Here is a 22,350-nt window from a genome sequence, read left to right as displayed (position 1 = left end):
ATATCTACTTGCCTGGAGGGGGAATCTGACATGGAACTTCAAAAACTGATAACGTATACGGAACGCGTCAACGGCGGCGGCGAGCTCACTAAGGAGGAAGCCCTGGAGCTGCTCTCTCTGCCCGACAACGACACGCCGCTGCTGCTGGCCTTCGCCGATAAGATCAGACAGCACTTTCACGGTGACGCCGTCGATTGCTGCGCCATCGTCAACGGCCGTTCCGGCAAATGTCCGGAAAACTGCCGTTTCTGCGCGCAATCGGCCCATTATGACACCGGTGTCAGCGAATATCCGCTGCTGAGCGAAACTGCGCTTCTACAGGCGGCGGCCAAGGCCAAAGCGGCCGGCGCCACCCGCTTTTCCATCGTTACCGGCGGCCGCTCCGTCACCGAAGGCCCTGAATTCACAGCCGTCCTGACCGCTTTGCGCCGCATCCGCAGCGAAGTCGGCATCGAAACGTGCTGTTCTCTCGGCCTGATCACGAACAAACAGCTGCACGAATTGAAAGCTGCCGGCGTCGGCCGCTACCACGCCAACATCGAAACGGCGCCGTCCTACTTCCCGTCGATCTGTTCGACACACGGCTTCGCCGACAAAGCCGCGCTGATCCGCATGGCCGGAGAAGCCGGCCTGCGCGTCTGCTCCGGCGGCATCATCGGACTGGGCGAAACGCCGGAACAGCGGATTGAAATGGCCTGTACGCTGCGTGATCTCGGCGTTGATTCGATTCCGCTGAATATCCTCAACCCCATCGCCGGCACACCGCTGGCAGCGGCGCCTCATCTGGAACCCTGGGAAATTTTGCGGACCTTCGCCGTCTTCCGCTTTCTCTTACCGCAGGCGCAGATCCGCACTGCCGGCGGCAGAGAAGCCAATCTGCGCTCCCTCCAGGCTTATGCCCTCACAAGCGGCCTGAACGGACTGATGATCGGCGGCTATTTGACGACTTCCGGCAATGCCGTTTCCGTCGATGCGCAGATGCTGGCCGACTTGAAACGGAAACCCGTTCAGCCGCAATGCTGATCTTCGCCGCCGACCATTGCCGCAGCGACGGCGGCACCGACAAGCTCTCCATTCCGGCTGATGGCGGGGTACGCCGGGAGCACCTGCGTCCGGCTCGGCTCGGCCGCCAGACAGGCCTGCATGCCGTCAGCCATGACCGCCAGACTGCCGCGCACTTCCGTCAATACGCCGCCGGCGACGGCTATTTTCTGTCGCGGTATAACAGCGTTGCCGTACACATGCCGCAAGACAGCGGAAACGGACGCTCCGGCGAGCTGCGCGGAACGGACAAAAATAGAGGCCCCTATCTTGCAAAGATGCTCCACATCCGCCGGCGGCACGAGACGATTCCACAAGCGCCCCATACAATGCCGCGTCTCTCGCAGACAAGACGTTTGCAGCAGTCCGTTCATCTCTGCCGTCGTAAAGAACGGAATATCGGCGCAGTCGAAATAATCACACAAGACGTGTCGGTAGATTTCGGCAAGATACGCGCCGCCGATCATCTTCCCCAACACCTGACGCCCCGGCTGCGGCGAAGCCTCATCAACGCGCCGGTCCCAGACCGTCCCCGTCAGCTCGCTGAACGACGCTGCCGCCGCATGGACGAGCATCTGCCGCCGCGGTTCATACCAGCAGACCGTAAAGCCGGCGTCGCAAACGACGCCGACAGCGACATCGCCATACCGGTACGCGGCAGCCAATAACGATGCTGCCGCATCGTTGACGACAGCCTTCACGCGGCACCGCGCCAGGCCGCGCCGTTCCAGCGCCTGCTGCAGCAGTTCGCCGGCGGCCTTTCCCGTCAACAGCCGAAGCAGCTGCGCTTCTCGCGGCGAACGCGGCGCTACGGCAAACGGCACGGTCAGTCCGAGCGCGCAAGGCGGCGTTGTGCCGACGCATTCGGCAACGGCGGCGGCGAGAAAATCAAAAAACGCCGCTGCCGTCGTACCGTCGTCAGCGTCATCGTAACACGCCGTCCGCACGGGACGCTGCACCGTCTTTTCCAAGATATAGTATCCTTTGCCGAAAAGACGGACGCGGCCAACGCTGACCTTGGTGCCGGCGAAGGTCAGCGCCAAGTAGAGTCCCTGTTCCGTACCTGCAGGCAGCGGCAAGTACGACGGCTGCACCGAAAACGCCGCCTCCACGCCGTTCAGTGCCCGTTCCAGCTCGTGCTGAAACGCCGCAGAAAACGTTTTCAGCCTGTCGTCGGTCCAGTAAAACCGCTCGGCCCAAGCGCTTCGGTCATCTTTACGTATCGTCGCCATGCGACACCTCCTCTGCCCAAACAATACTACTTTATTTTACCATAAACCAAGAAAATCTGTATCACCTTAACGAAAATTCCGCAACTTATCATTGAAATTTTTTCCGCAAGCGTTTATAATTCATAACAGAGTGAGACCGTAAAGGCCGCACGAAGGGGTACACCACCGTCGGTGTATTTCTTCGTGCGGCCTATTTTTGTGAGAAAGGAGATGCGTACAGGATGATTCGCATCAATGGCAGCGAAATTGCCGCTGCAACCTTGCCGTTGCTGACGTATTTGCAGGAACGCGGCTTTCGGACCGACCGCATTGCCGTCGAACTGAACGGCGCCATTGTCAAGCGCGGCGATTATGCCGCAACGCTGCTGAAAGACGGCGATACGGCGGAGATCGTCCACTTCGTCGGCGGCGGCTGAAATACGAACAGGACCGGATCACTGCAATTTCACTACATTTTCAGCGAGGTGTTTACGATGACAGATGATAAACTCATTCTCGGCGGTCACGAATTTTCGTCCCGCTTCATTCTCGGTTCCGGCAAATACAGCGTCGACTTGATTCAAAGCGCCGTCGAAGCAGGCGGCGCCGAAATCATCACGATGGCGCTGCGCCGTGTCGAAGCCGGCCAAAAAGACAACATCATGGATTTCATTCCCAAAAGCATTACGCTCCTGCCGAACACGTCCGGCGCCCGTACGGCCGATGAAGCCGTACGCATTGCCCGCCTGTCCCGGGAAATCGGCTGCGGCGACTTCGTCAAGATAGAAATCATGACCGATTCCAAATATCTCTTGCCCGATAACGGAGAAACTGTTAAGGCAACGGAAATTCTCGCCAAAGAAGGCTTCATTGTCTTGCCTTATATGTATCCCGATCTCTACGCCGCCCGCGCGCTGGTAACTGCCGGCGCCGCCGCCGTTATGCCCCTGGCCGCCCCGATCGGCACGAACAAAGGCCTGGCGGCACGGGAATTCCTGCAGATCCTGATCAACGAGATCAGCCTGCCGGTCATCGTCGATGCCGGTATCGGCCGGCCGTCACAGGCCTGTGAAGCCATGGAAATGGGGGCGGCCGCCATCATGGCCAACACGGCCATCGCCACAGCCGGCGACTTGCCGCGCATGGCCCACGCGTTCAAACTGGCGGTCGAAGCCGGCCGTGCCGCATACCTTTCCGGATTGGGACGCGTTCGGGACAAAGCCGTCGCATCCGATCCGCTTACCGGTTTTTTAGGCGATTGAGGAGGCTGAACTATGGCAGAAAAACGAATTGACCACATGCATTACTTACCGGACATGGATATCCTCGATTCGGATATGCTCGAACAGGTTTTAACGCACCACGCCGCCTTCCGCGACGAAGATTACGACAGCGCCGATGTGACGGCCGCCCTCGCCAACCCCCACCTGGAACCGCGCGACTTCATGGCCCTCTTATCGAAAGCGGCGCTGCCCCATTTGGAGGAAATGGCCTGCAAAGCCCGGGCCGTCACACGCCGCCACTTCGGCAATTCCGTCAATCTCTTCACGCCGATCTATTTCGCCAATTATTGCGAAAATTACTGCATTTACTGCGGTTTCAATTCTCATAATAAGATCCAGCGCGCCCGCCTGACGGACGACGAACTGCACAGGGAATGTCGGAACATCGCCGTCTCGGGACTGGAAGAAGTCCTCATGCTCACCGGCGAAAGCCGTCATATGTCGGACGTCGCCTATATCGGCAATGCCATCCGGATCGCCCGTCAGTATTTCCGCGTCGTCGGCGTCGAAATCTATCCCGTAAACGTCGATGAATACCGGTTTCTCCATGAATGCGGCGCAGATTACGTCACCGTTTTCCAGGAAACGTACAACGCCGATAAGTATGAAACACTGCATCTGGCGGGACACAAACGGATCTTCCCTTACCGCTTCTACGCGCAGGAGCGAGCCATTCTCGGCGGCATGCGCGGCGTCGGCTTCGCCGCTCTCCTCGGTCTCGACGATTACCAAAAAGACGCCGTAGCGACGGGCATGCACGCCTGGCTCATGCAGCGCAAATATCCGCACGCCGAAATCTCCCTCTCCTGCCCGCGTCTGCGGCCGATCATCAACAACGATAAGATCAATCCGAAAGATGTCGACGAACGGCGTCTCGTCCAGATCATCTGCGCCTACCGACTCTTCCTGCCCTTCGCTTCGATTACCGTATCGAGCCGCGAGAACGCCCATTTCCGCAACAATATCATCAAAATTGCCGCCAATAAGGTCTCTGCCGGCGTTTGTGTCGGCATTGGCGGCCATCTGGAAGAGTCGGGCCAAGAAAAGGGCGACGAACAATTTGAAATCAGCGACAACCGCTCCTTCGACGAAATGTACGCAGCCGTAAAAGCGGCCGGCATGCAGCCTGTCACAAGTGAATATATCTATGTATAAGCCATGAAAATCAAACTGAACGGAAAAGAAACGGTAACGGCGGCCGGCCATCTCTACGGACTGCCGCATCCCGCTCACGCCGTCATCATCCTGAACGGTTACGGCATGTCGGCAGACGCGCCCCTCGCCGACGGCGATGAAGTATACATCATTTCCAAAGACGAATTGCCGCCGCAGGACGCGCTGGAACGAATGCTTTGCGCCCGTCACACGCCGCAGGTCTATGAAAAGGTCAAAGCCGCGACCGTCGCCATTGCCGGCCTCGGCGGTCTCGGCTCCAACGTCGCCGTCTATCTGGCCCGATGCGGCATCGGCGGACTGCATCTCGTCGACTTTGATACTGTCGACGTCAGCAATCTGAACCGCCAATCCTATTTCATCCGTGATCTGGGAGAAAAAAAGACCTTCGCGCTGGCCCGGCAATTAAGAGAAATCAACCCCTTTCTAAAGATCCGCACGGATAACGTGAAAGTTACGGCGGAAAACGCCGTTTCTCTCTTTGCCGGTGACCCCCTGATCTGCGAAGCCTTTGACGGCGCCGAGGCCAAGGCCATGCTCGTCAATACGATGCTGACCGAGTGCCCCGACAAATACATCGTCGCCGCTTCCGGCATGGCCGGCTACGGTGACAGCAATGCCATCAAGACGAGAAAAGTCACGGACAGACTCTACGTCTGCGGCGACGGCAGCCATGCCGCCCGGCCCGGCCGCGGTCTGATGGCGCCGCGCGTCGCGATCTGTGCGGCCCACGAGGCCAACATGATCCTGAAAATTCTCGTCGACTTACGTTAGCTTTCTCCTCCCGCCATATTCTATCTGTTCTATTGCAGCAGAACAGGTAGAATATGGCATTTGTTTTCAAGCGTACATCATAGAAGATAAGGGCTGCATATAGGACGCTGAAAGGCGCTTTTCATTGACGATTTACCAATAATAATGTATATTACTGTTAGTAATGTATTCGTCGAGTTTAATCTCTTTTGTTTATTCCTAGATACTATCAGGTGATTCCATGGGTAAAATTATTGCAATAACCAATCGCCTTCTTTCACGCCGTGATTTTTGGGATCAGATCGAACTGATCGCCGCTTCCCCGGTCGACGCCATCGTACTGCGGGAAAAGACACTGTCCGAAGAAGACTATTTTGATTACGCAAAAAAAACGCTGCAGATCTGTAACGTTCACCAAACGCAATGTATTCTCCATACCTTCGGAAAAGCGGCGGTCCGTCTCCACGTTCCCCGTTTTCAGTGTTCCTTGGAATACTTGGAGACCCACTCCTCCATCCGCTACTACATGTCCACGCTGGGAGTATCGGTACACACGGCGGCAGAAGCGCGCAAAGCCGAGCTTCTCGGCGCGACGTACATCGTTGCCAGCCACGTGTTCCCGACGAGCTGCAAGCCCGATGATCCGCCGATCGGCGTTTCCACATTGCGGGACATTTGCGGCGCCGTCTCTCTTCCCGTCTACGCACTGGGCGGAATCACGCCGCAGACGGTACACGAACTGGAAGACGTCCCTACTGCCGGCATCGTCGTCATGTCCGGTCTCATGCAGTGTGACGACGCCAATGCCTACGTCGCCGAATTGAAGAAATGAGGCATCCCCATGAGCATACTCTATGTCATCATCGATATGCAAAATGATTTCGTCACCGGTCCCCTCGGCACGGCGGAAGCCAAAGCTGTCGCCCCGAAAATCGCCGCCAAGATTCAAGACCTGAAACGAAGCGGCGCCAGTGATTACGATATCCTCTTTACCAAAGACACGCACGATGAAGATTACCTGTTCACCCAGGAAGGCCGGAAACTGCCGGTACCGCACTGTATCCGCAACACGCCGGGCTGGAACATTTGCCGGGAACTGCTGCCTTACTCGCTCTTTGCCACGATCCTGCAAAAACCGACCTTCGGCTGCACCGATCTGGTCGGCGAAGCGGCCCCCTATGACGAAATTACCGTAATGGGCGTCTGTACCGACATCTGCGTTATTTCCAACGCGCTCCTGCTCAAAGCCTTCTATCCGGAAAAGAAAATCAGCGTCGACAGCTCCTGCTGCGCCGGTTCCTCGCCGGAAGACCATGAACGGGCCCTGCAATCAATGGCAGCGTGCCATATCGATATTGTATAGAACAGAAGGCGAATGCTCAATTCATCCCAATGGACTAGATAAATTATTTAAAACATCTTTAGACTGAGTATAGCAATCCACTAGACTCAGTCTTTTTATTTTATATGTATTTTTTTATTTTGATATTCTTTATAGATATAAACTTGCCTATATCTAATATTTTGAGTTTAAACATAAGTTCTTCTAAGTAGCTTTAATCTAGAATTCCATGAGTAAAATATTCGGCGAACAAACTAAATCACCCTTACTTATATCGCAATAGCAATATATAATTTTTTATATCACTTATGTTGTTAAGATAAAAGACTGAGGGCTGTAATGTACTAACCCTCAGTCAAAATTTAAACAATTTAATAATAAATCCTTAATTTTAATTTATTATTCCTTATAACTCAGCTCCTAGATAAACGATTTCCCCATCTACAATTGTTGCTTCAGCCTTAATGTATTGATAGCCGATTCTTTCAATATTATTCGCATCCAAAAATGAATGTGGTAAGTTACATATTTCAAACAAACAAAGATCAGCATTACTTCCTATCTTTATCGTCCCAATATAATCCTCTAATCCCATAATTCTTGCAGGTGTAAACGTAACTGCCTTAATTATTTTTTCTATACTCATACCAATATTCAAGTATTTCGACATAATGAACGCTAAATTTCTTGCCATAGCTGCTCCCGGAACATTAAACCCTTTACTTGTTAAATCCGTACTAATAACATCGGGTTCAAATCCGCATTCAAATGCTTTCATTGCTACCGTATAATCAAAATTAATACATCCATTCGCCGCATCCAATATTACGCCTCTTTGTTGAGCATCAAATATTTCCTCAGGCACACTCCCGTTCTGGTTCAATATAGTATTTCCATGCCCCTGGAAGCAATGACAATATATATCATCAGCGCGCAATAATGCCAAAATATCACTGGCACTTGCCGGCGAATCTGTCGTATGCACACACACCGGAACCCCCACTTCATGACCAAAATCCAGTGCCATTTTCAAGGGAATTGCCCCAAATTCTCCTATAGTATTATGGATGTATTTAATCTTTATTCCCTTAATAAGTTCTTTGTGGTTATGTAACAAATGGCTAATTTTCTCTAAATGCAATAGAGATGGATTTAATATTTCTGGCATGTTTCCCCCAGGCTGCCCCATAGGAAACACATTAATAAACATATAAGTTTTCATCAATCTAGAGAATGTCTCATTATAGAAACTATCAAAATTAATATACCCTACCGTACCTTGATCAACTACGGTAGTTACGCCATAAGGGAATAATAAATCTGGATTTATCCCATACATACTCCCACTATATACATGCGTATGAAAATCTATAAATCCTGGCGATACATATTTTCCGGCAGCATTAATTATATTCTTAGAAGGCTCATTATCTTCATAAGGAACTATTTCATTACCTTTAATGGCCATTGAGCCTTGGGTAATTTGCTCATTTTCCGGATCAATAATAATGGCATCTTTAATTACCAAGTCATACATATGCTTCCCCCCTTATATAGATGCATGTTTATGATGGAATGTTACAAAATATGCACTAATGACTCCTAACAAACAAATTGTCCCCGCTAATACAAATCCGGCATTATATCCATAAGTTGTGACCATTATCCCTGTAATAGTAGGCGCTAACATAGCTGCTGTTTGTCCCAAAAAATGCATAATTCCACCAAAAGCGCCCGTCCTAGTTGGGTCAATATCAATCAAATTACTCCAATAAATAGAATTGGAGGCAAGCGCAGCTGTATTTCCCAATGCCATCAAAGTTAGAACTGCGGTCATACTTCCCGCAAAAGGAATACAAATAAAGGAAGCTCCCGAAAGAAGCAATGAAGCCATCGCAACGCTATTTCTTGCTATTCTGAGATTTCCAGTCTTTTTAAAAATGAAATCAGCAATTCTTCCGCCTAATGGTGTAGAAAAAATAGGTCCAATCCAAGGTATCATCCCTAAATACCACAATGATTTAAGACTCATTCCATATACATCTTGCAAATACTTCGGCGTCCATGTGAGCAACATAAAAATAATATAACTTATTGCGAAAAAGCCGACAGTATTGAATAAATACGCTGGATTTTTAAAGAAATCATACCAATGAGATTGCTGTTTTTCCTTTTCTGATGCAACTACATCATTATCCACTCCGGACCGTATCAGTTTTATTTCTTCTTTATTGACTCGAATATTTTCTTCTGGTAAGTTTGTGAAAATCCTCGAGAACAATAAAACCCAAATCACTCCCAAGCCCCCTAAAATCAGAAATGCAGTTCTCCAATTGAAGAAGGAAATCAAAAACACTGCTACCGGAGCAGTAATAACAGATCCTAAAGGAGTTCCTATCAACGTAATTGAAGAAGTAAATGTTCTTTCTCCTGGCGCTACCCAATTAGCTAAAGTACGACTCATAGAGACAAAGGACGGCCCTTCTGAAAAACCGAACATAGTTCTAACAACAAAGAAGCCCGCCATAGCTGAACCGCCAAAAAGACTCATCCCTAATTCACCTGCATAGGCAGTCATAGCAACGAATACTGACCAAATTGTTACAAATACAATCCAGACGAAACGAGGGCCCTTTTTATCAGCAAGAATCCCCCCAAAGAGACCACCAAAAATATATCCATATCCAAAGAATCCCTGTATGCTTCCCCATTGAGATGAATTTAATCCAAATTCCCTAATAATATCTTGTTGAGCATAGGCCAATGCACCTCTATCAATATAATTAATCGTCATTATTAACAGAACCATAAATATGATCCAATATCTAAATTTAGATGCTTTCATAATTATAATCCTCCCTTTAGTAGTATTTTAATCATTGCTTCGCGCTTTATCCCACAAAACAGCTATATCGTGCCAATGATCCGGTCTTTCTTCGTGGAAATACTCATGCGCCCCCAAATCACGAAACCATTCCAAACGTTTTTCCGTAGCATTCGTCATAATGGGATCTACGCCGATATCTTCGAGCATTTTTTTGACATCGCTCATTTCATGGGCTTGCCTTGCTCCGTGCCAAGCACTGGCCACAACAAGATAATCATTATTAAAATCAAAACTCTTACCATCTAAAGTCGTACCGATGGATTCGATAACGGACTTTTCAACGCCTAATACATGCGCTGCTTCAAGCATTTCCGCACCTAATGCAGCAATCCCTTTCATATAAATACTACGAACAAATTTGATGGCAATGGCATCACCCGGTTTATCGGTAATTGCTTTAATATTCATTCCATAAGGCACCAGTGCATCAATAAAAGGATTGCACTTCGCACCGGAAACTAAAACAGGAACTTTATAGTGAGCCTGACTAAGACTGGCCATCAATGCCCCATCAATAAAATTACCGCCACGTTTACTAACTAATTGGCTTTCTCTTTTTTTAACGCTTGGCAAGCTAGTCGATAAATCGACAAGGATTTTTTCCCTCGTTACTGATGGCAACAATCCTTCCGTCGTCTTTAGAGCAAATGTTCCGGGAACTACCATCATAATAATATCGCACATATCTACTACATCTGTTCCCGAATTAAGAAGCTGAACACCGACAGCATGGGCCCGCTCAAAAACAAAATGGCCTTTCTCAGCATCATTCTGCATCACATCATATGCATATATTTCTTTTAATCCCTCATCAGTGAGCCCTTTACTAATTTCATATCCAACTTCACCGAAACCAATAAATCCTAATTTCATGACAACCTACTCCTTATCTCTTAAATCTATTTTACGATCTCAGCACCTATTTCTTTTAACTTATCGGCTACCCAAGGACGGATATACGTACCATCTTCAGTAATATGTTTCATAATCCCCGCTTCTTTTTCCATGACTTTTCTAGTAGCCGCAGCAACTTCTTCTGCTTCTTCCGGCTTAATTACAATGATGCCGTCTGCATCTCCTACAATAATATCGCCGGGACAAACTACCTTCCCTCCAAAGGAAATCACTGTGTTAATTTCACCGGGGCCATTTTTATATGGGCCGTTAGGCGTTACCCCTTTGGCATATACAGGAAAGTCCATTTCTGCTATTTCGCCTGCATCACGAATAGCGCCATCCACAATAACGCCGGCCAGTCCTCTTTTTTTGCAATAGGTGATCATTAATTCGCCAAAAATAGCCCGATTAGCATCTCCTCCGGCATCAATAACGATGACATCCCCCGGTTTTGCCATATCCATCGCAGCGTGGAACATCAAATTATCTCCTTCTGGAACTTTAACGGTAAAAGCAGTCCCTAATAACGGTGCATGGTTTAACGGGGATATATCAGAGCGCACAGCAGCCGTACGATTCATACAATCATCAATATTGGCAACCGGCATTCCTTGAAATAAATTTACCAGTTCCTTCGACGGTCTTTCAAAATTTTCAACAATTTTACACCCAACATTATTCATTTTAACCCCTCCCATAAATATTTAATATAAAACAACAGGTAATATAACAATAGTGATTGCGCATTCATCATGTTATTAATTACTTGTTGTTATTCTACATCACCTTGTTTGTGCGGTAAAATGAATATATAATTATTTTATTATCAATATTTTTCATATTTAGAAGGTGAATACATGCACATACACGACATCCAAGCTTTCTTAGCTATTGCACAAACCCGCAATATGAGCCGTGCTGCAGAAAACCTATTTATTACCCAAACAGCAATAACTCATAGACTCCAAAATTTGGAAAATGAATTGGGACTAACACTGTTTGAGCGAGGCAGAGGCATAAAAGAAATTACCCTAACACCTTCGGGAGAGGATTTCATGCCTATTGCAAGACGTTGGGAATCTCTCACAATAGAAATGGCTCATTTTAAGAAAGCCGGTGAAAGTCTCCACCTATCCTTTGGATCAGTACAATTACTTAATGATTTTATTTTCCCTACATTATTCCACCAGCTTTTCTTGCATGAACCGACTATTCACCTGGAAATTCATACCGAACACACTACAGAATTGTATCCTCGCGTAGACCAACGCATGATAGATATTGCTGTCGTTTGGCGCAATATGAAATATCCCAATATAAAGTGTATTCCGTGGAAACAAACACCTATGGTTTTATTGAAATCCGGGTCTCCCAAAACAGCCGGTCGTATTTTAGTAAAAAACAATCGTTTAAACACAAAATCAGAAATATATGTTCCTTGGACACCCGAATTCAAGGCATGGCATGATGACCATTGGCCTTCTGACATTTTTACATCTCCGACAATGCTGACAGGATCACCTTTACTCTTGCAACTCTTGCAGGATACGGACCGCTGGGCAATTGCGCCCTTATGGCTTGCCCAACGCGCCATAAAATCAGGCAACTTCACCTATGCCTTACTAGATGAGCCCCCTAAAAATCTGACAGCCTATATAATTACTCATAAGTCCCCTCGCCCCAGCACAAAACGAGCACTAGATCTTTTATCAGAGTATCTGAAAGATTTCAAAATTTAAAATATCCCATATGAATATTGTCAAAAAATCCCCTGACAGAAAATTTTCGTCAAAACTTTTTACATGAGAACTGTTTTCAATACTCAAAGAGTAAAAAACGTAAATCGATATTTTTACATTACAGGGGATATGGCCATTTTTATTCCCATTCTTCTCCATGCTGCAGAAACACGAAAAGAAAAAGCCTCGACGGCAACAACTGAATGGTTGTTGCCGTCGAGGCTTTTTCTTTTCAACGATGATGGCCTGTTTATGACCGTTAGTTTTTCAATGTATCCAGCCGTTGCAAAATGGTCTGCATTTGCGCCTTCATGGTCTGCATTTCTTCACGCTGCGAAGCGACGACTTGCTTCAGTTCCGCAATCTGCCTGTCCTGGTCCGCAATGACGCCGTGCAGTGCCGCGCCGGAATAACCGGCATAAGGATTGTGGCTGCCGAACTTAAGACTGACGCCGGCATTGAGCATATTTTCACCGCCGCCGAAACTGCCGCCGACAGAAATCATCGTCGTACCGTTCGGCCGATAGAAAGCGCCGACCGCCAGTGCGTTGGCGCCCCGATAATTGCCGTAGCCGGCAGAAAAATCCCATTTATCGTCGGGATCGAAATTCTGCGGATGCAACGCCGCCAACGCTGCCGCTCCGGCGCCGACACGATTCACCCGGCTCCCGAGTTCATGAACCGCCGGCAGTAAATTGGCGCCTGCATGATTTGCCACCTCATCAAGCTGCGCTTTGGTCACCGCATCATCTGCATTCACGCCTCTTCCGACATTGCTGATCGCCTTGCCGCCTGCATCAATACCGTTCTTCGTAATGGCGACAGCGTTCCCGTCGCTGCCTTTGACGGAGATCCCTTCTTTCCCGATCACCGTGCCGCCTGCAGCCAAACTGTCTACCTTCAGGTTCTTGCCGAGACTGATCAGCATATCGCCGCCATCATTTACGGCCGTGGATATGTTCACGTCAGCCCCTTTTATCGTCATGACACTGTTCAACGATTTCGCCGCTTCACCGCTATCGCCCTTAAACCGTAAGCCGTCGGCGAGCGTCGCTACCTGCTGTTCAGCGCCTTTCGGGTCTTTGTAAAGAATGCGGGTCGCCTTTTCGCCGACCTTGCCGTTTACGCCGGCAACGCCTGATCCCGTCCGGATATCCGTCAGTCCGTCTTTACCGTTCAGGCCGATGTGCCCTTCAGCGCCGTCTTTGCCTAAGGATATGGTGTTTTTCAGATCAAAGATTACCGTCGCTTTTCCCTCTGCATCTTTTGTGACTGTTGCCGTCGTGTTTTCTCCATCGACAAATTTTACCTGTCCGCCTTTGGCGACCGTCGTCACTTTGTCCGCGCCGTTACCGAAAAATATCCCAGGCGCTGGCATTATTGATCTGGCTTTCCGTCACCCCCAGTTTGGTTTTCCACGAAGCCACATTATCATCGGTCAGATTGCTTGCGTCCACCTTGGCAAAGGTATCACTCAACGTGTTCGTAATTCCCGCCTTATTTAAAGAATACGAAACCTTCGTCCCGTTCAGAGACGCCTTGATATTATCGTCGCCGGCAAACTCCAACGTCGGCGCCGCCGTGCCGTTGAGAGCCAAGTTGGCCGTCGCGCCGCCGCTCTTCACGTTAAAGCCTTGCGCCAATTGGGCATCGTACTTCGTATCCAGCGCTTGCAGCTGCGCCACATTGACAGCATCCGTAGCCTCGCTGCCGGCTGCCACGCCGATAATCTGACGGGTTGTATCGGTGCTCGCACTGCCGACGGCAATGGCGTTGGCCGTCGAATGCCAGGCGCTGCCGTCGCCTGCCACGGCCGGGGCCCAGCCGGTCGCGCCGGAAGACCGATCCGCGACAGACGCCGCGCCTAAGGCAACAGTATCCGTCGTATTGACAAGGGCGCCTTTACCGATTGCAGCCGATCCCTCCCCCCCGTGACACCGTGCCGCCTAAGGCGGCCATGGAATTATCGGCCGCCGCCTGACTGCCGCCGCCTAATGCGACACTGCTTACACCGGACGCCGTGGACATCGCGCCGGCGGAAAAAGCAAATTTCCCGGAAGAAGTCGTTTTATATCCGAGCGCAGTCGACGCCGTACCTAAGGCTTTAGCCATATACCCGTAGGCAAAGGAGAGCCATCCCTTCGTACTGTTTTGTATTGCCGCCTTTCCTTCCGGCGTCGTGACGTCAAAGGCACTGAGATCTCCGGCCTGTGACATATACCCGCCGGCAAAGGAATATGACGCGGCCGATACGTTATTGCGGCCCATAGCGCTCCCGCCATAGGACCACACCGTATTCTGATAGCCAGACGTAAGGGCCGAATACCCGTTCACCCTATTGAGTACACCCACGGCCAGCGAATTCTGTCCATCTATCTGATTATTCGTGCCGATGGAAGCCGAGCGGTCTGCCACCAACGTCGTGCCCGTAGGCGTATCATCAGCCCCTACAACCAAATAGCCATGGCTTCGCAAGCCCACCTCTGCCGTAACGTGTCCCATGTCAATCTTGGTGACAGGTAAGCCGCCCGCTGCGATATTATCCCGTAGAACCAGCCACCCATTGATGGTTACATTATCAAAAACAGCATCTATCGCCAGACCAGTTCCGCCAAACGCCACACTGCTCAGTGCCGCGACAGCAGCTATCCGGCCCGCTCGCCGCCTGCCGGATAAGCGCCGTCCGGCTCCTTGTCTGCCATCACGCCCCGCCATTTCGGAAACGACGACGTACCTGTTTTTGAGCTTACTCCAAATTACCTTAAATATCCGATTCAACATGCTCTTTCCCCTTTCATCCCGTCTCACGCGCCTAATTGTAGACACATTCCGTCATAAATATATCTTCCTGCTCTGCAAAAAGCAAGGTATATGACAAAATAATATCAACGGCAGCGGCAGTATACCGCCGCCTCACAACGGAACCGTTCCGAAGATGCAATGGGCTCGTAGCCTGCCTGATAGAGGAAAAAGCGCACTGCCGCAAAAAAAGCACCGGGGACAAAGTCCCCGATGCCCAAAGGCGGTATCGTCAGGTCACGTCAGCCGCTGCACATGCCGGCGGCGGATCAGGTGTTTTCGGAAACGACCGTATTCAATCGTCATCAGCACCCCCGTAACGGTCCAACTGACAGGATATGCGAGAATCAAGGTAAAATAGGTCGGTTCCCAAGCGAAAATCGTATAAATCCAGGTGATGCGGACGCCGCAGACGCCGATCATCGTCAGCACGGCCGGCGGCAGAGAATAGCCGTAGCCGCGCATAATCCCGGCAAAGACGTCGATGAAGATCTGAATAAATTCCAAGGTGAGAACCCATTTGATCCGCATGATCGTCAGCTCTGCCACCTGCGGATCGGAGTTGAACAGGCCGACGAGAGGCCGGGAAAAGAAATACACCGTGCCGCAAACGGCCAGCGTAAACAAAATATCCAGGGCCAGCGCCCAGGTCATGATATCCATGCAGCGGCGCAGTTTTCCGGCGCCGAAATTCTGACTGATAAACGTCGTACTCGCCTGCGCGAAGGAAACGATGATACAGTATACGGCCATCTCGATCGTAATACCGATGCTGCATGCCGCCATGACATCCGGCCCCAGACTGTTTACGGCCTCCTGAATCAGAATATTGGAAAGGCAAAAGACCATACCCTGCAGCGCTGCGGGCCAGCCGATCTGGACGATGTCCTGCAGCAGCGCTTTTTGTATGCCCAGTTTTTTCCACTCCAATCGGATACTGCTGTCATCTCGAAGCAGACAAATAAACAGGATGCCTGCCGACAGGGCCATCGCCAAAACCGTCGCCCAGGCCACGCCGGCAACGCCGTCGGCAAAGATCGTGACGAAAAGGAAATTCAGCACGCCGTTGACGGCAACGGAAACCAGCAAAGCCGCCAGCGGCGACTGCGTATTACCGCGGCTGCGAAAGATGGCCGCTTCAAAATTGTAAAGGCTGATAAACGGCAGGGACAGTAGATAAATGCGCAAATACGTTTCCGCCATAGGCCGGACCTCACCGGGAACGGCCAAGAGCGTCAGCACGGGCGTCGTGATCAGCTGGCCGATGAGCATGAGGACAAAACCGGCGGCAACAGCCAGAAGCCACGACGTATGCACGGCCTGACGGACGAGGTCCGGTCGCCGGCCGCCGAGATGACGGGCGATCACGACGTTGCTGCCGAGAGCCAAGCCGATAAAGAGATTGACGAGCAGGGCGATGAGCGCCAAGTTATTGCCGACAGCGGCAACGGCCTCTTTTCCGACGAACTGCCCCAACACAGCCACATCGGCAACGTTAAAGAGCTGTTCCAACAATGCCGTCAACGCCAGCGGCAGCGCAAAGAGGATCAGCTTATCCCAAATGCTGCCGTGAAGCATATCCGTTTTTTGTGAACGTACATACATATAAAACAGCTCCTATCATCTTCGCATGCCTTTACTTGTCCAGCGCCGGCGCCAGGAATTCGGCCAGTTCCTTGCCCGTCATGGCGCCAATGCGGACAGCCACGATGCGACCGCCTTTGGCAATCAAAAGGGACAGGGGAACGGCGTCAACGTGATAGTCCCGATTCAACTGTTCTCCGGCGGCGTAATAAGCGGGCATCGTAAAATTCTTCCGTTCCAGAAAAGCGGCGGCATCGTCCGACTTCGCATCAATGGCAACGGCGGCAAAATGAACGTCCTTGCCGTATGTTTCATAAGCCCTTTCGATATCCGGCAGCTCCCGCACGCAAGGCGGGCACCACGAGGCCCAAAAGTTCAGGTACACAGGCTTATCCTGATAAAGCGTCGCCAGCTGCACAGCCTGTCCGCCGAAAGACGTCAGCGCGAGATCCGGCGCCGTCATTCCCGCCTTCAGCGACAACTGCTGTTCGACGGTGTTTCCGTCAGACCGCGCCGCCGTTTCCGCACCGCCGCAACCGGCAAAGACAAGGGCGCAGCAAAGCAGCAGGCCGATCAAGAATCCTTTTTTGAACATAGAGAACAATCCTCCTTCAGAGAGAATGGAAAGGGTCGTTTAAAGGCAATCGCTCCGGACGGACAAACGCGGCGGCAGGCGCCGCAGGAAATACACTCCCTGTCGCCGGCGCGGCGCACATCCATCGGACAACGGCGCGCACAAGCGCCGCAGTGCGTACATGCCGTCTCCTTGACGGCAATACCGAACAACGCCGTCTTGTTGAAAAAGCCGTAAAAGGCGCCAAGGGGGCAGAAAAAACGGCAAAACGGACGGTAAACCGGCACTGCCGCCAACAATAACAGCGCCAATAGCAAAAACTTCCCTGCCGTCAACCAGCCGGCGGCGGCACGCAGCCGTTCACTGACGGCCAAAAGAGGCACCGCCGCCTCCAGCGTCCCGGCCGGGCAAAGATATTTGCAAAAAGCCGGTTCGCCAATGCCGGTAAGGCCAAACAGCAAGAGCGGTACGGCTGCCACGAAAGCCGCCATTCCGTATTTTCCGTACGTCAGCCGTCGCAGACGCGGCGATTTACGCAGCTTTTTGCCCGGCAACCGATACAAAAGCTCCTGCACAAACCCGAACGGGCAAAACCAGCCGCAGATAAAGCGGCCGCAAAGCAGCGCAGCGAGAAGCAGCGTGCCGACGACGTAGAACGGAATACGCAGGACCACGCCGCTGCAAGCGCTTTGCAGGGCGCCGACAGGACAGGCGCCCAAAGCACCGGGGCAGGAATAGCAATTCAGGCCGGGCAGGCAGAACGATTTCAAGGAGCCGTGATAAACGCTTCCCTGCAGGAAACCGTCCCAATTTCCGTTCGTCACGGCGGACCAGAGGCCCTGCACGGCAGTTCGCTTATCCAAGGCCGATACACTCCAGACAGACAGTGGCGGCCTTCTGCCATACCGCCGTCATCTCGCCGCGGCCGATACCGGCGGCAAGACACGCCAGCGCCGCCATGAACAGCCCAATCCGTATTCCCTTCATACCGACTCGTTTCCTCTCCGTCGTTTTTCCATCATTATACCATGCGTGCTCATTGACCGCGAAGAGCAAAACTGCCCAGATGCTTCTGCAAGAAGGCGATGATCCGTTCCGTGATCTGCGGATCCGATCATTCTCCCTGCCAAATTATTTTAATGAGTTTTAATTGCTGTGTAGTTTGCGTTTAACAGCAAGATTATTTCCTCTTGCTCCATTGAACACGGTCGATCATAATTTTTCTTGTTTATATCTGTCTTTTCTCAGGTAGATTTGTCTATTATCGTTTGAACCTAAAGGTTATCCGGCGATTTGGGTGCAGTTAAAGTTTTATCGCTATATCCTTGAGTCAAGAGCAACGGCACGGACGCTGTTTATATTGTCAGTAATATAGTTGCATACGATTTCAGTTTAAAAAATCTAATAAATATTGATATCTGTCATATAATCGTTGAAGTTCTTCTGCTGAATATTCTTTGTAACAGGGAAGTTGTTTCAATCCTTCAAAAAATTTATGAAAACATTGAATCAAGATCGGATTTTCTATTAAATAAATCGGCGCAACGCCACTTACAATAGCTTGAAGATTTTTCTTAAAAAAAGCGGTTGAATAGTTTGAATAAAAAGAAAGGTTGCATATATTCTCCGTATAACTGAGACCACTTGTCGGAACAATAAAACCAAGAGAGATTTTCGGATTCTCCTGCATCACTTTAAGTATCTGTTCTAAATGAAGACGCCGTTCCTCTTTTGACAGCTTATATGACAAATCGGTAAGATGAATATATCCTGTTTCTAAATATCTGATAATAGTATTAGTCGGTAGTATAAACTTTAACTCCGCTTTATCCATTAGCTTCTTCCATGTAATAAAAATACGCCGTACCCACTCTTCCGTTACCGCAGGCACTTCTCCGCTTCTCACTTTTTCAGATAGAGATATAAAAACCTCATCCGGTAAAAGAAATTCGAATCCGTTTGTCAAAAAATAGAAAAACCGCTGTGATGTAAAAAACGTATCTCTATACCCAAACCGTTCCATACCCAAGGTATCTTTTGGCAGGATAAGAACAGGACAAGTCATTAAATATGCCTTACATTTATTATAAAAGGCACGCACTTGTACGGCATCGGTAATCTCCATACAGACGTCTATATAACCATCGCCATCAAGCCAATATGCCAAAGCAAATCTATCTTCTACGACAATAATATTTTGATACGCTTTAAAGGTGCCTTCATGAATATAAAAATTGCAGTTTAATAAACTATCTAAGCATGTATACAGGACTTCTACCTGCGTTGCTGTCCTCTGTTCCAACAATTGCAAATCCAAACCCACATGAATAGTGCAACGCTGCTTTTTTATATTCAGATTACGGATCTGTTGCCAAAAATGATTTTTTCCCAAATTGCAAAGCTCCCCAGTAATTACCATTGACAAGGGAGCAAGATTATCTTCTAGGGAGACTAATAAATTATGCAACACTTTCTGGCAATCTGATTTTCCAAAAATAAATTCAGAAATAGCTGCAGCATTATTTCCCAATGGTTGTTTAACGCGCACGGATACTCTATATGCCCGGCACAGTATCTGCGCAATTTGAAAAGATAGTTCTTCAGAAAAAGAAATTTCCGGAAGGCCAAATGTATGGCAAAACTCTTTTTCTCTGTGTTCCTTAATAAAGATTTCCGCCAAAAATTTCCCTATATCCTGGTGTATTACATCCATATTTTTTGCTGCAGGCAGACGAGCACCCGTAATCCACTTACTTATATAAGAAACATCATAGCCAATGGTTTCTGCCAATAGTCCATATTTGATTTGTGCAAAAAGAACAATTCTTTTTAAGGTTTTCGCATAGACAGTATCGTTCATACAACAATGCTCCCCTCTTCATGTTTATAGTACAATTATATCATTGTTCAATTACACGTACACGATTCAAATTTATCGCTGAAATCCAAACAATAATAAGTACAGGAAGCAGCAAGATACCTCTCCCTGTACTTATTATTGTTTAACCGACAATTTGTAAATATATTTATTCCGTATATTCAAAAACGCCACGATCTAAAACAGCTCTTCCTGTCATCTTGTTGATAAATCGAAAATACACTTTCCCTTCTTCTATTCGCCAAATACGGACAGCTACCGGAGTGTCAGGAAAAAGGACACTTGTCATTTGCGCTGCCATACGACTCATCCTTTCCGGCTGCCCCGGGATAAGTTGTGCTATCAAATTGCGACAAGAAAAACCAAACGAACAAAGCCCCTGCATGAACGAAGTTTCAAACCCCATCTTCTGCGCATAGTCAGGATCAACATGGACCAAATTCGTGTCTCCGGTTAACCGATAGAGTAAATTCTGCACAGGGCTGATATAATCATCAACTTCAATATCCGGTTCTCTATCAGGAATAACAACAGCGCTCTTCGGCATTGGCTTGCCGCCAAACCCGCCGGCCTCATGGAAAAATGTGGTCGAATAATTTGTGCACACATCGTTACCAGCTTCATCTCGTACAACCACTTTGGTCTTAACGACAGCACCTTTTCCTTCTCCACGATCATAAACATCGGTAATTTCATCTTGCCATTGAAAAGTTCCTTTAATCGCATCAATAGGACGATGCATAATAATTTCGTGATCCATATTTAAAAAGGAAATAGTCGGTTTGATAATATCATTGGCAATCATCGATCCCGGCAGCGGCATCCACTGATACGGCCGAACATTGACCGTCCCCCAATACGGTATCGTTCCGTATGTCGGCAAGGCTTTCAAATTTTTTTCATACGTATATGACAGATCTTCCCGTTTTGCTCCGACTGCCAACGCATATAACACAATATCACGCCAATTGTATTCCAAATATCTCGGTTCCATTTTTTTTCCAATTAATATTTCTCCCAGATTAACCTTACTCATCATTATCCCACCTTATTTCAATATTTGTCTGCTGATAACTAACCGTTGGATTTGGTTCGTTCCTTCATAAATCTGCGTAATTTTAGCATCACGCAGGAGTCGTTCAGCCGAATATTCTCTGGAATACCCGTATCCTCCCATAATTTGAATAGCATCTAAAGCAATTTGTACAGCCCTATCTGATGCAAACGTTTTAGCCATGGCCGCTTCTTTTCCATAGGATTGACCGCTGTCTTTTAGTGCTGCCGCATGGTAGGTCAATTGTCTGGCCGCTTCAATCTGAATAGCCATATCTGCTAAGGTAAATGCAATTACTTGATTGGCACATATGGGTTTTCCAAACTGTTCGCGCACTTTCGAATAGTCCTTCGCCATTTCATAAGCAGCTTCCGCAATACCGACTGCCTGCGCTGCAATACCAATGCGAGCAGTATCTAAAGTAGCCATAGCAATTTTAAACCCTTCTCCGTCTTTCCCTAATTGGTTGCCTTTTGGAATCCGACAATTATCAAAAACTAATTCAACTGTAGATGAAGCTCTGATACCCATTTTCTTTTCATGCTTACCAATACTAAATCCAGGAGTCCCTTTTTCTACAATAAATGCGGACAATCCCTTAACTCCTTTGGATTTATCCTTAGAGGCAAAAATGACAAATGTCCCAGCCACACCACCATTGCTGATAAAGCATTTATTTCCGTTTAAAATATATTCATCTCCATCGTTTGTTGCCGTAGTCATGACCTTAGCCGCATCAGAGCCGGCTCCCGGTTCGGTCAAGGCAAAAGCCCCTATCATTTCACCCCTTGCCAACTTTGGCAAATATTTCTTTCTTTGTTCGTCCGTTCCAAAATTTAGAATAGGCAGAATACCTGCAGCATTATGTACAGCTACAATCGCCCCAGTTGCCGCACACGCCTTAGAAATTTCTTCTAAAGCGACCATACTGGCTACCGTGTTAAGTTCGGAACCGCCATAAATCTCTGGTACAAGCATGCCCATAAAGCCGGCTTGACTTAATTGGCGGATATTTTCCCAAGGGAATTCTTCTGTTTCATCATAATAAGCTGCCTGCGGGGCAAGTATCTTTTCAGAAATTTCTGCTGCAATATGACGAATATCCTGCTGTTCCGATGTTAAAATCATAATTTTT

The 22,350-nt window shown here is 48.9% G+C and carries 23 protein-coding genes; 8 read left to right on the top strand and 15 right to left on the bottom strand.

Features of this window, described 5'->3' with window-relative positions:
- Positions 1-30: 30 nt before the first annotated feature.
- Positions 31-1,023, top strand: a complete 993-nt coding sequence (bioB, locus tag C0977_RS07000) for a biotin synthase BioB (protein ID WP_101912888.1) — start codon at positions 31-33, stop codon at positions 1,021-1,023.
- On the opposite strand, the gene C0977_RS06995 is transcribed toward bioB, so the two are convergent.
- The gene (locus C0977_RS06995) at positions 1,008-2,273 is read right to left on the bottom strand and encodes a hexokinase family protein (protein WP_101912887.1); all 1,266 of its coding nucleotides are present in this window, start codon (positions 2,271-2,273) and stop codon (positions 1,008-1,010) included. The genes bioB and C0977_RS06995 overlap by 16 nt on opposite strands.
- 221 nt (positions 2,274-2,494) lie before the next feature.
- Between C0977_RS06995 and thiS the strand changes: the two genes are divergently transcribed.
- The 6 genes from thiS (at position 2,495) to C0977_RS06965 (ending at position 6,824) form a co-directional block, all read left to right on the top strand.
- A complete protein-coding gene (gene thiS / locus C0977_RS06990; RefSeq protein WP_101912886.1) occupies positions 2,495-2,689 on the top strand; it encodes a sulfur carrier protein ThiS in 195 nt (64 codons plus the stop codon).
- A 57-nt stretch (positions 2,690-2,746) separates the two neighbouring features.
- Complete coding sequence (locus tag C0977_RS06985; RefSeq protein ID WP_101912885.1) at positions 2,747-3,514, top strand: thiazole synthase; 768 nt, start codon at positions 2,747-2,749, stop codon at positions 3,512-3,514.
- Between the two features lie 12 nt (positions 3,515-3,526).
- On the top strand, positions 3,527-4,690 hold the full coding sequence (gene thiH / locus C0977_RS06980; protein WP_101912884.1) for a 2-iminoacetate synthase ThiH: 1,164 nt from the start codon (positions 3,527-3,529) through the stop codon (positions 4,688-4,690).
- Between the two features lie 3 nt (positions 4,691-4,693).
- The gene (gene thiF, locus C0977_RS06975) at positions 4,694-5,482 is read left to right on the top strand and encodes a sulfur carrier protein ThiS adenylyltransferase ThiF (RefSeq protein WP_101912883.1); all 789 of its coding nucleotides are present in this window, start codon (positions 4,694-4,696) and stop codon (positions 5,480-5,482) included.
- Between the two features lie 220 nt (positions 5,483-5,702).
- Positions 5,703-6,293, top strand: a complete 591-nt coding sequence (locus tag C0977_RS06970; RefSeq protein ID WP_101912882.1) for a thiamine phosphate synthase — start codon at positions 5,703-5,705, stop codon at positions 6,291-6,293.
- Between the two features lie 9 nt (positions 6,294-6,302).
- Positions 6,303-6,824: a cysteine hydrolase family protein gene (locus tag C0977_RS06965; RefSeq protein WP_101912881.1), complete on the top strand. Its 522-nt coding sequence runs from the start codon at positions 6,303-6,305 to the stop codon at positions 6,822-6,824.
- Positions 6,825-7,209: 385 nt separating this feature from the next.
- Here C0977_RS06965 and C0977_RS06960 read toward each other — a convergent pair whose 3' ends face one another.
- Genes C0977_RS06960 through C0977_RS06945 form a run of 4 tightly spaced genes read right to left on the bottom strand, consistent with a single transcriptional unit; the run spans position 7,210 to position 11,270 of the window.
- Positions 7,210-8,340 (bottom strand): amidohydrolase family protein, encoded by a 1,131-nt coding sequence (locus C0977_RS06960; protein WP_101912880.1) that lies wholly within the window; start codon positions 8,338-8,340, stop codon positions 7,210-7,212.
- 12 nt (positions 8,341-8,352) lie between these two features.
- On the bottom strand, positions 8,353-9,648 hold the full coding sequence (locus tag C0977_RS06955) for an MFS transporter (RefSeq protein WP_101912879.1): 1,296 nt from the start codon (positions 9,646-9,648) through the stop codon (positions 8,353-8,355).
- A 27-nt stretch (positions 9,649-9,675) separates the two neighbouring features.
- Entirely contained in the window at positions 9,676-10,563 is an 888-nt protein-coding gene (locus C0977_RS06950) for an NAD(P)-dependent oxidoreductase (RefSeq protein ID WP_101912878.1), read from the bottom strand.
- Between the two features lie 26 nt (positions 10,564-10,589).
- The gene (locus C0977_RS06945) at positions 10,590-11,270 is read right to left on the bottom strand and encodes an RraA family protein (RefSeq protein WP_101912877.1); all 681 of its coding nucleotides are present in this window, start codon (positions 11,268-11,270) and stop codon (positions 10,590-10,592) included.
- 174 nt (positions 11,271-11,444) lie between these two features.
- On the opposite strand from C0977_RS06945, the gene C0977_RS06940 reads away from it, so the two are divergent.
- A complete protein-coding gene (locus C0977_RS06940) occupies positions 11,445-12,326 on the top strand; it encodes a LysR family transcriptional regulator (RefSeq protein ID WP_101912876.1) in 882 nt (293 codons plus the stop codon).
- A 259-nt stretch (positions 12,327-12,585) separates the two neighbouring features.
- On the opposite strand, the gene C0977_RS06935 is transcribed toward C0977_RS06940, so the two are convergent.
- The 10 genes from C0977_RS06935 to C0977_RS06890 form a co-directional block, all read right to left on the bottom strand.
- Entirely contained in the window at positions 12,586-13,704 is a 1,119-nt protein-coding gene (locus C0977_RS06935) for a YadA-like family protein (RefSeq protein ID WP_101912875.1), read from the bottom strand.
- Positions 13,676-14,137, bottom strand: coding sequence for a hypothetical protein (locus tag C0977_RS11225; protein WP_288906694.1), 462 nt, complete (start codon positions 14,135-14,137; stop codon positions 13,676-13,678). Before C0977_RS11225 ends, C0977_RS06935 begins: the two co-directional genes overlap by 29 nt.
- 91 nt (positions 14,138-14,228) lie before the next feature.
- A complete protein-coding gene (locus C0977_RS06925; protein ID WP_101912873.1) occupies positions 14,229-15,107 on the bottom strand; it encodes an ESPR-type extended signal peptide-containing protein in 879 nt (292 codons plus the stop codon).
- 255 nt (positions 15,108-15,362) lie between these two features.
- Entirely contained in the window at positions 15,363-16,730 is a 1,368-nt protein-coding gene (locus tag C0977_RS06915; protein ID WP_023053810.1) for an MATE family efflux transporter, read from the bottom strand.
- 31 nt (positions 16,731-16,761) lie between these two features.
- Entirely contained in the window at positions 16,762-17,304 is a 543-nt protein-coding gene (locus C0977_RS06910; protein WP_101912871.1) for a TlpA family protein disulfide reductase, read from the bottom strand.
- On the bottom strand, positions 17,283-18,146 hold the full coding sequence (locus C0977_RS06905; RefSeq protein WP_234987596.1) for a 4Fe-4S binding protein: 864 nt from the start codon (positions 18,144-18,146) through the stop codon (positions 17,283-17,285). The genes C0977_RS06910 and C0977_RS06905 overlap by 22 nt, the downstream gene beginning before the upstream one ends.
- Positions 18,139-18,270, bottom strand: a complete 132-nt coding sequence (locus tag C0977_RS11220) for a CD1871A family CXXC motif-containing protein (RefSeq protein WP_268802362.1) — start codon at positions 18,268-18,270, stop codon at positions 18,139-18,141. The genes C0977_RS06905 and C0977_RS11220 overlap by 8 nt, the downstream gene beginning before the upstream one ends.
- A gap of 400 nt (positions 18,271-18,670) precedes the next feature.
- Positions 18,671-20,143 carry a hypothetical protein gene (locus C0977_RS06900; protein WP_101912870.1) on the bottom strand — a complete coding sequence of 491 codons (1,473 nt, stop codon included), beginning with the start codon at positions 20,141-20,143 and terminating at the stop codon, positions 18,671-18,673.
- A 166-nt stretch (positions 20,144-20,309) separates the two neighbouring features.
- On the bottom strand, positions 20,310-21,200 hold the full coding sequence (locus C0977_RS06895; protein WP_101912869.1) for a MaoC/PaaZ C-terminal domain-containing protein: 891 nt from the start codon (positions 21,198-21,200) through the stop codon (positions 20,310-20,312).
- A gap of 9 nt (positions 21,201-21,209) precedes the next feature.
- On the bottom strand, positions 21,210-22,343 hold the full coding sequence (locus tag C0977_RS06890) for an acyl-CoA dehydrogenase family protein (protein ID WP_101912868.1): 1,134 nt from the start codon (positions 22,341-22,343) through the stop codon (positions 21,210-21,212).
- Positions 22,344-22,350: the final 7 nt, after the last annotated feature.

Source organism: Megasphaera vaginalis (ex Bordigoni et al. 2020), assembly GCF_900240295.1.
Classification (GTDB): domain Bacteria; phylum Bacillota; class Negativicutes; order Veillonellales; family Megasphaeraceae; genus Megasphaera; species Megasphaera vaginalis.
This window is presented reverse-complemented; position numbering and strand designations above follow the sequence as displayed.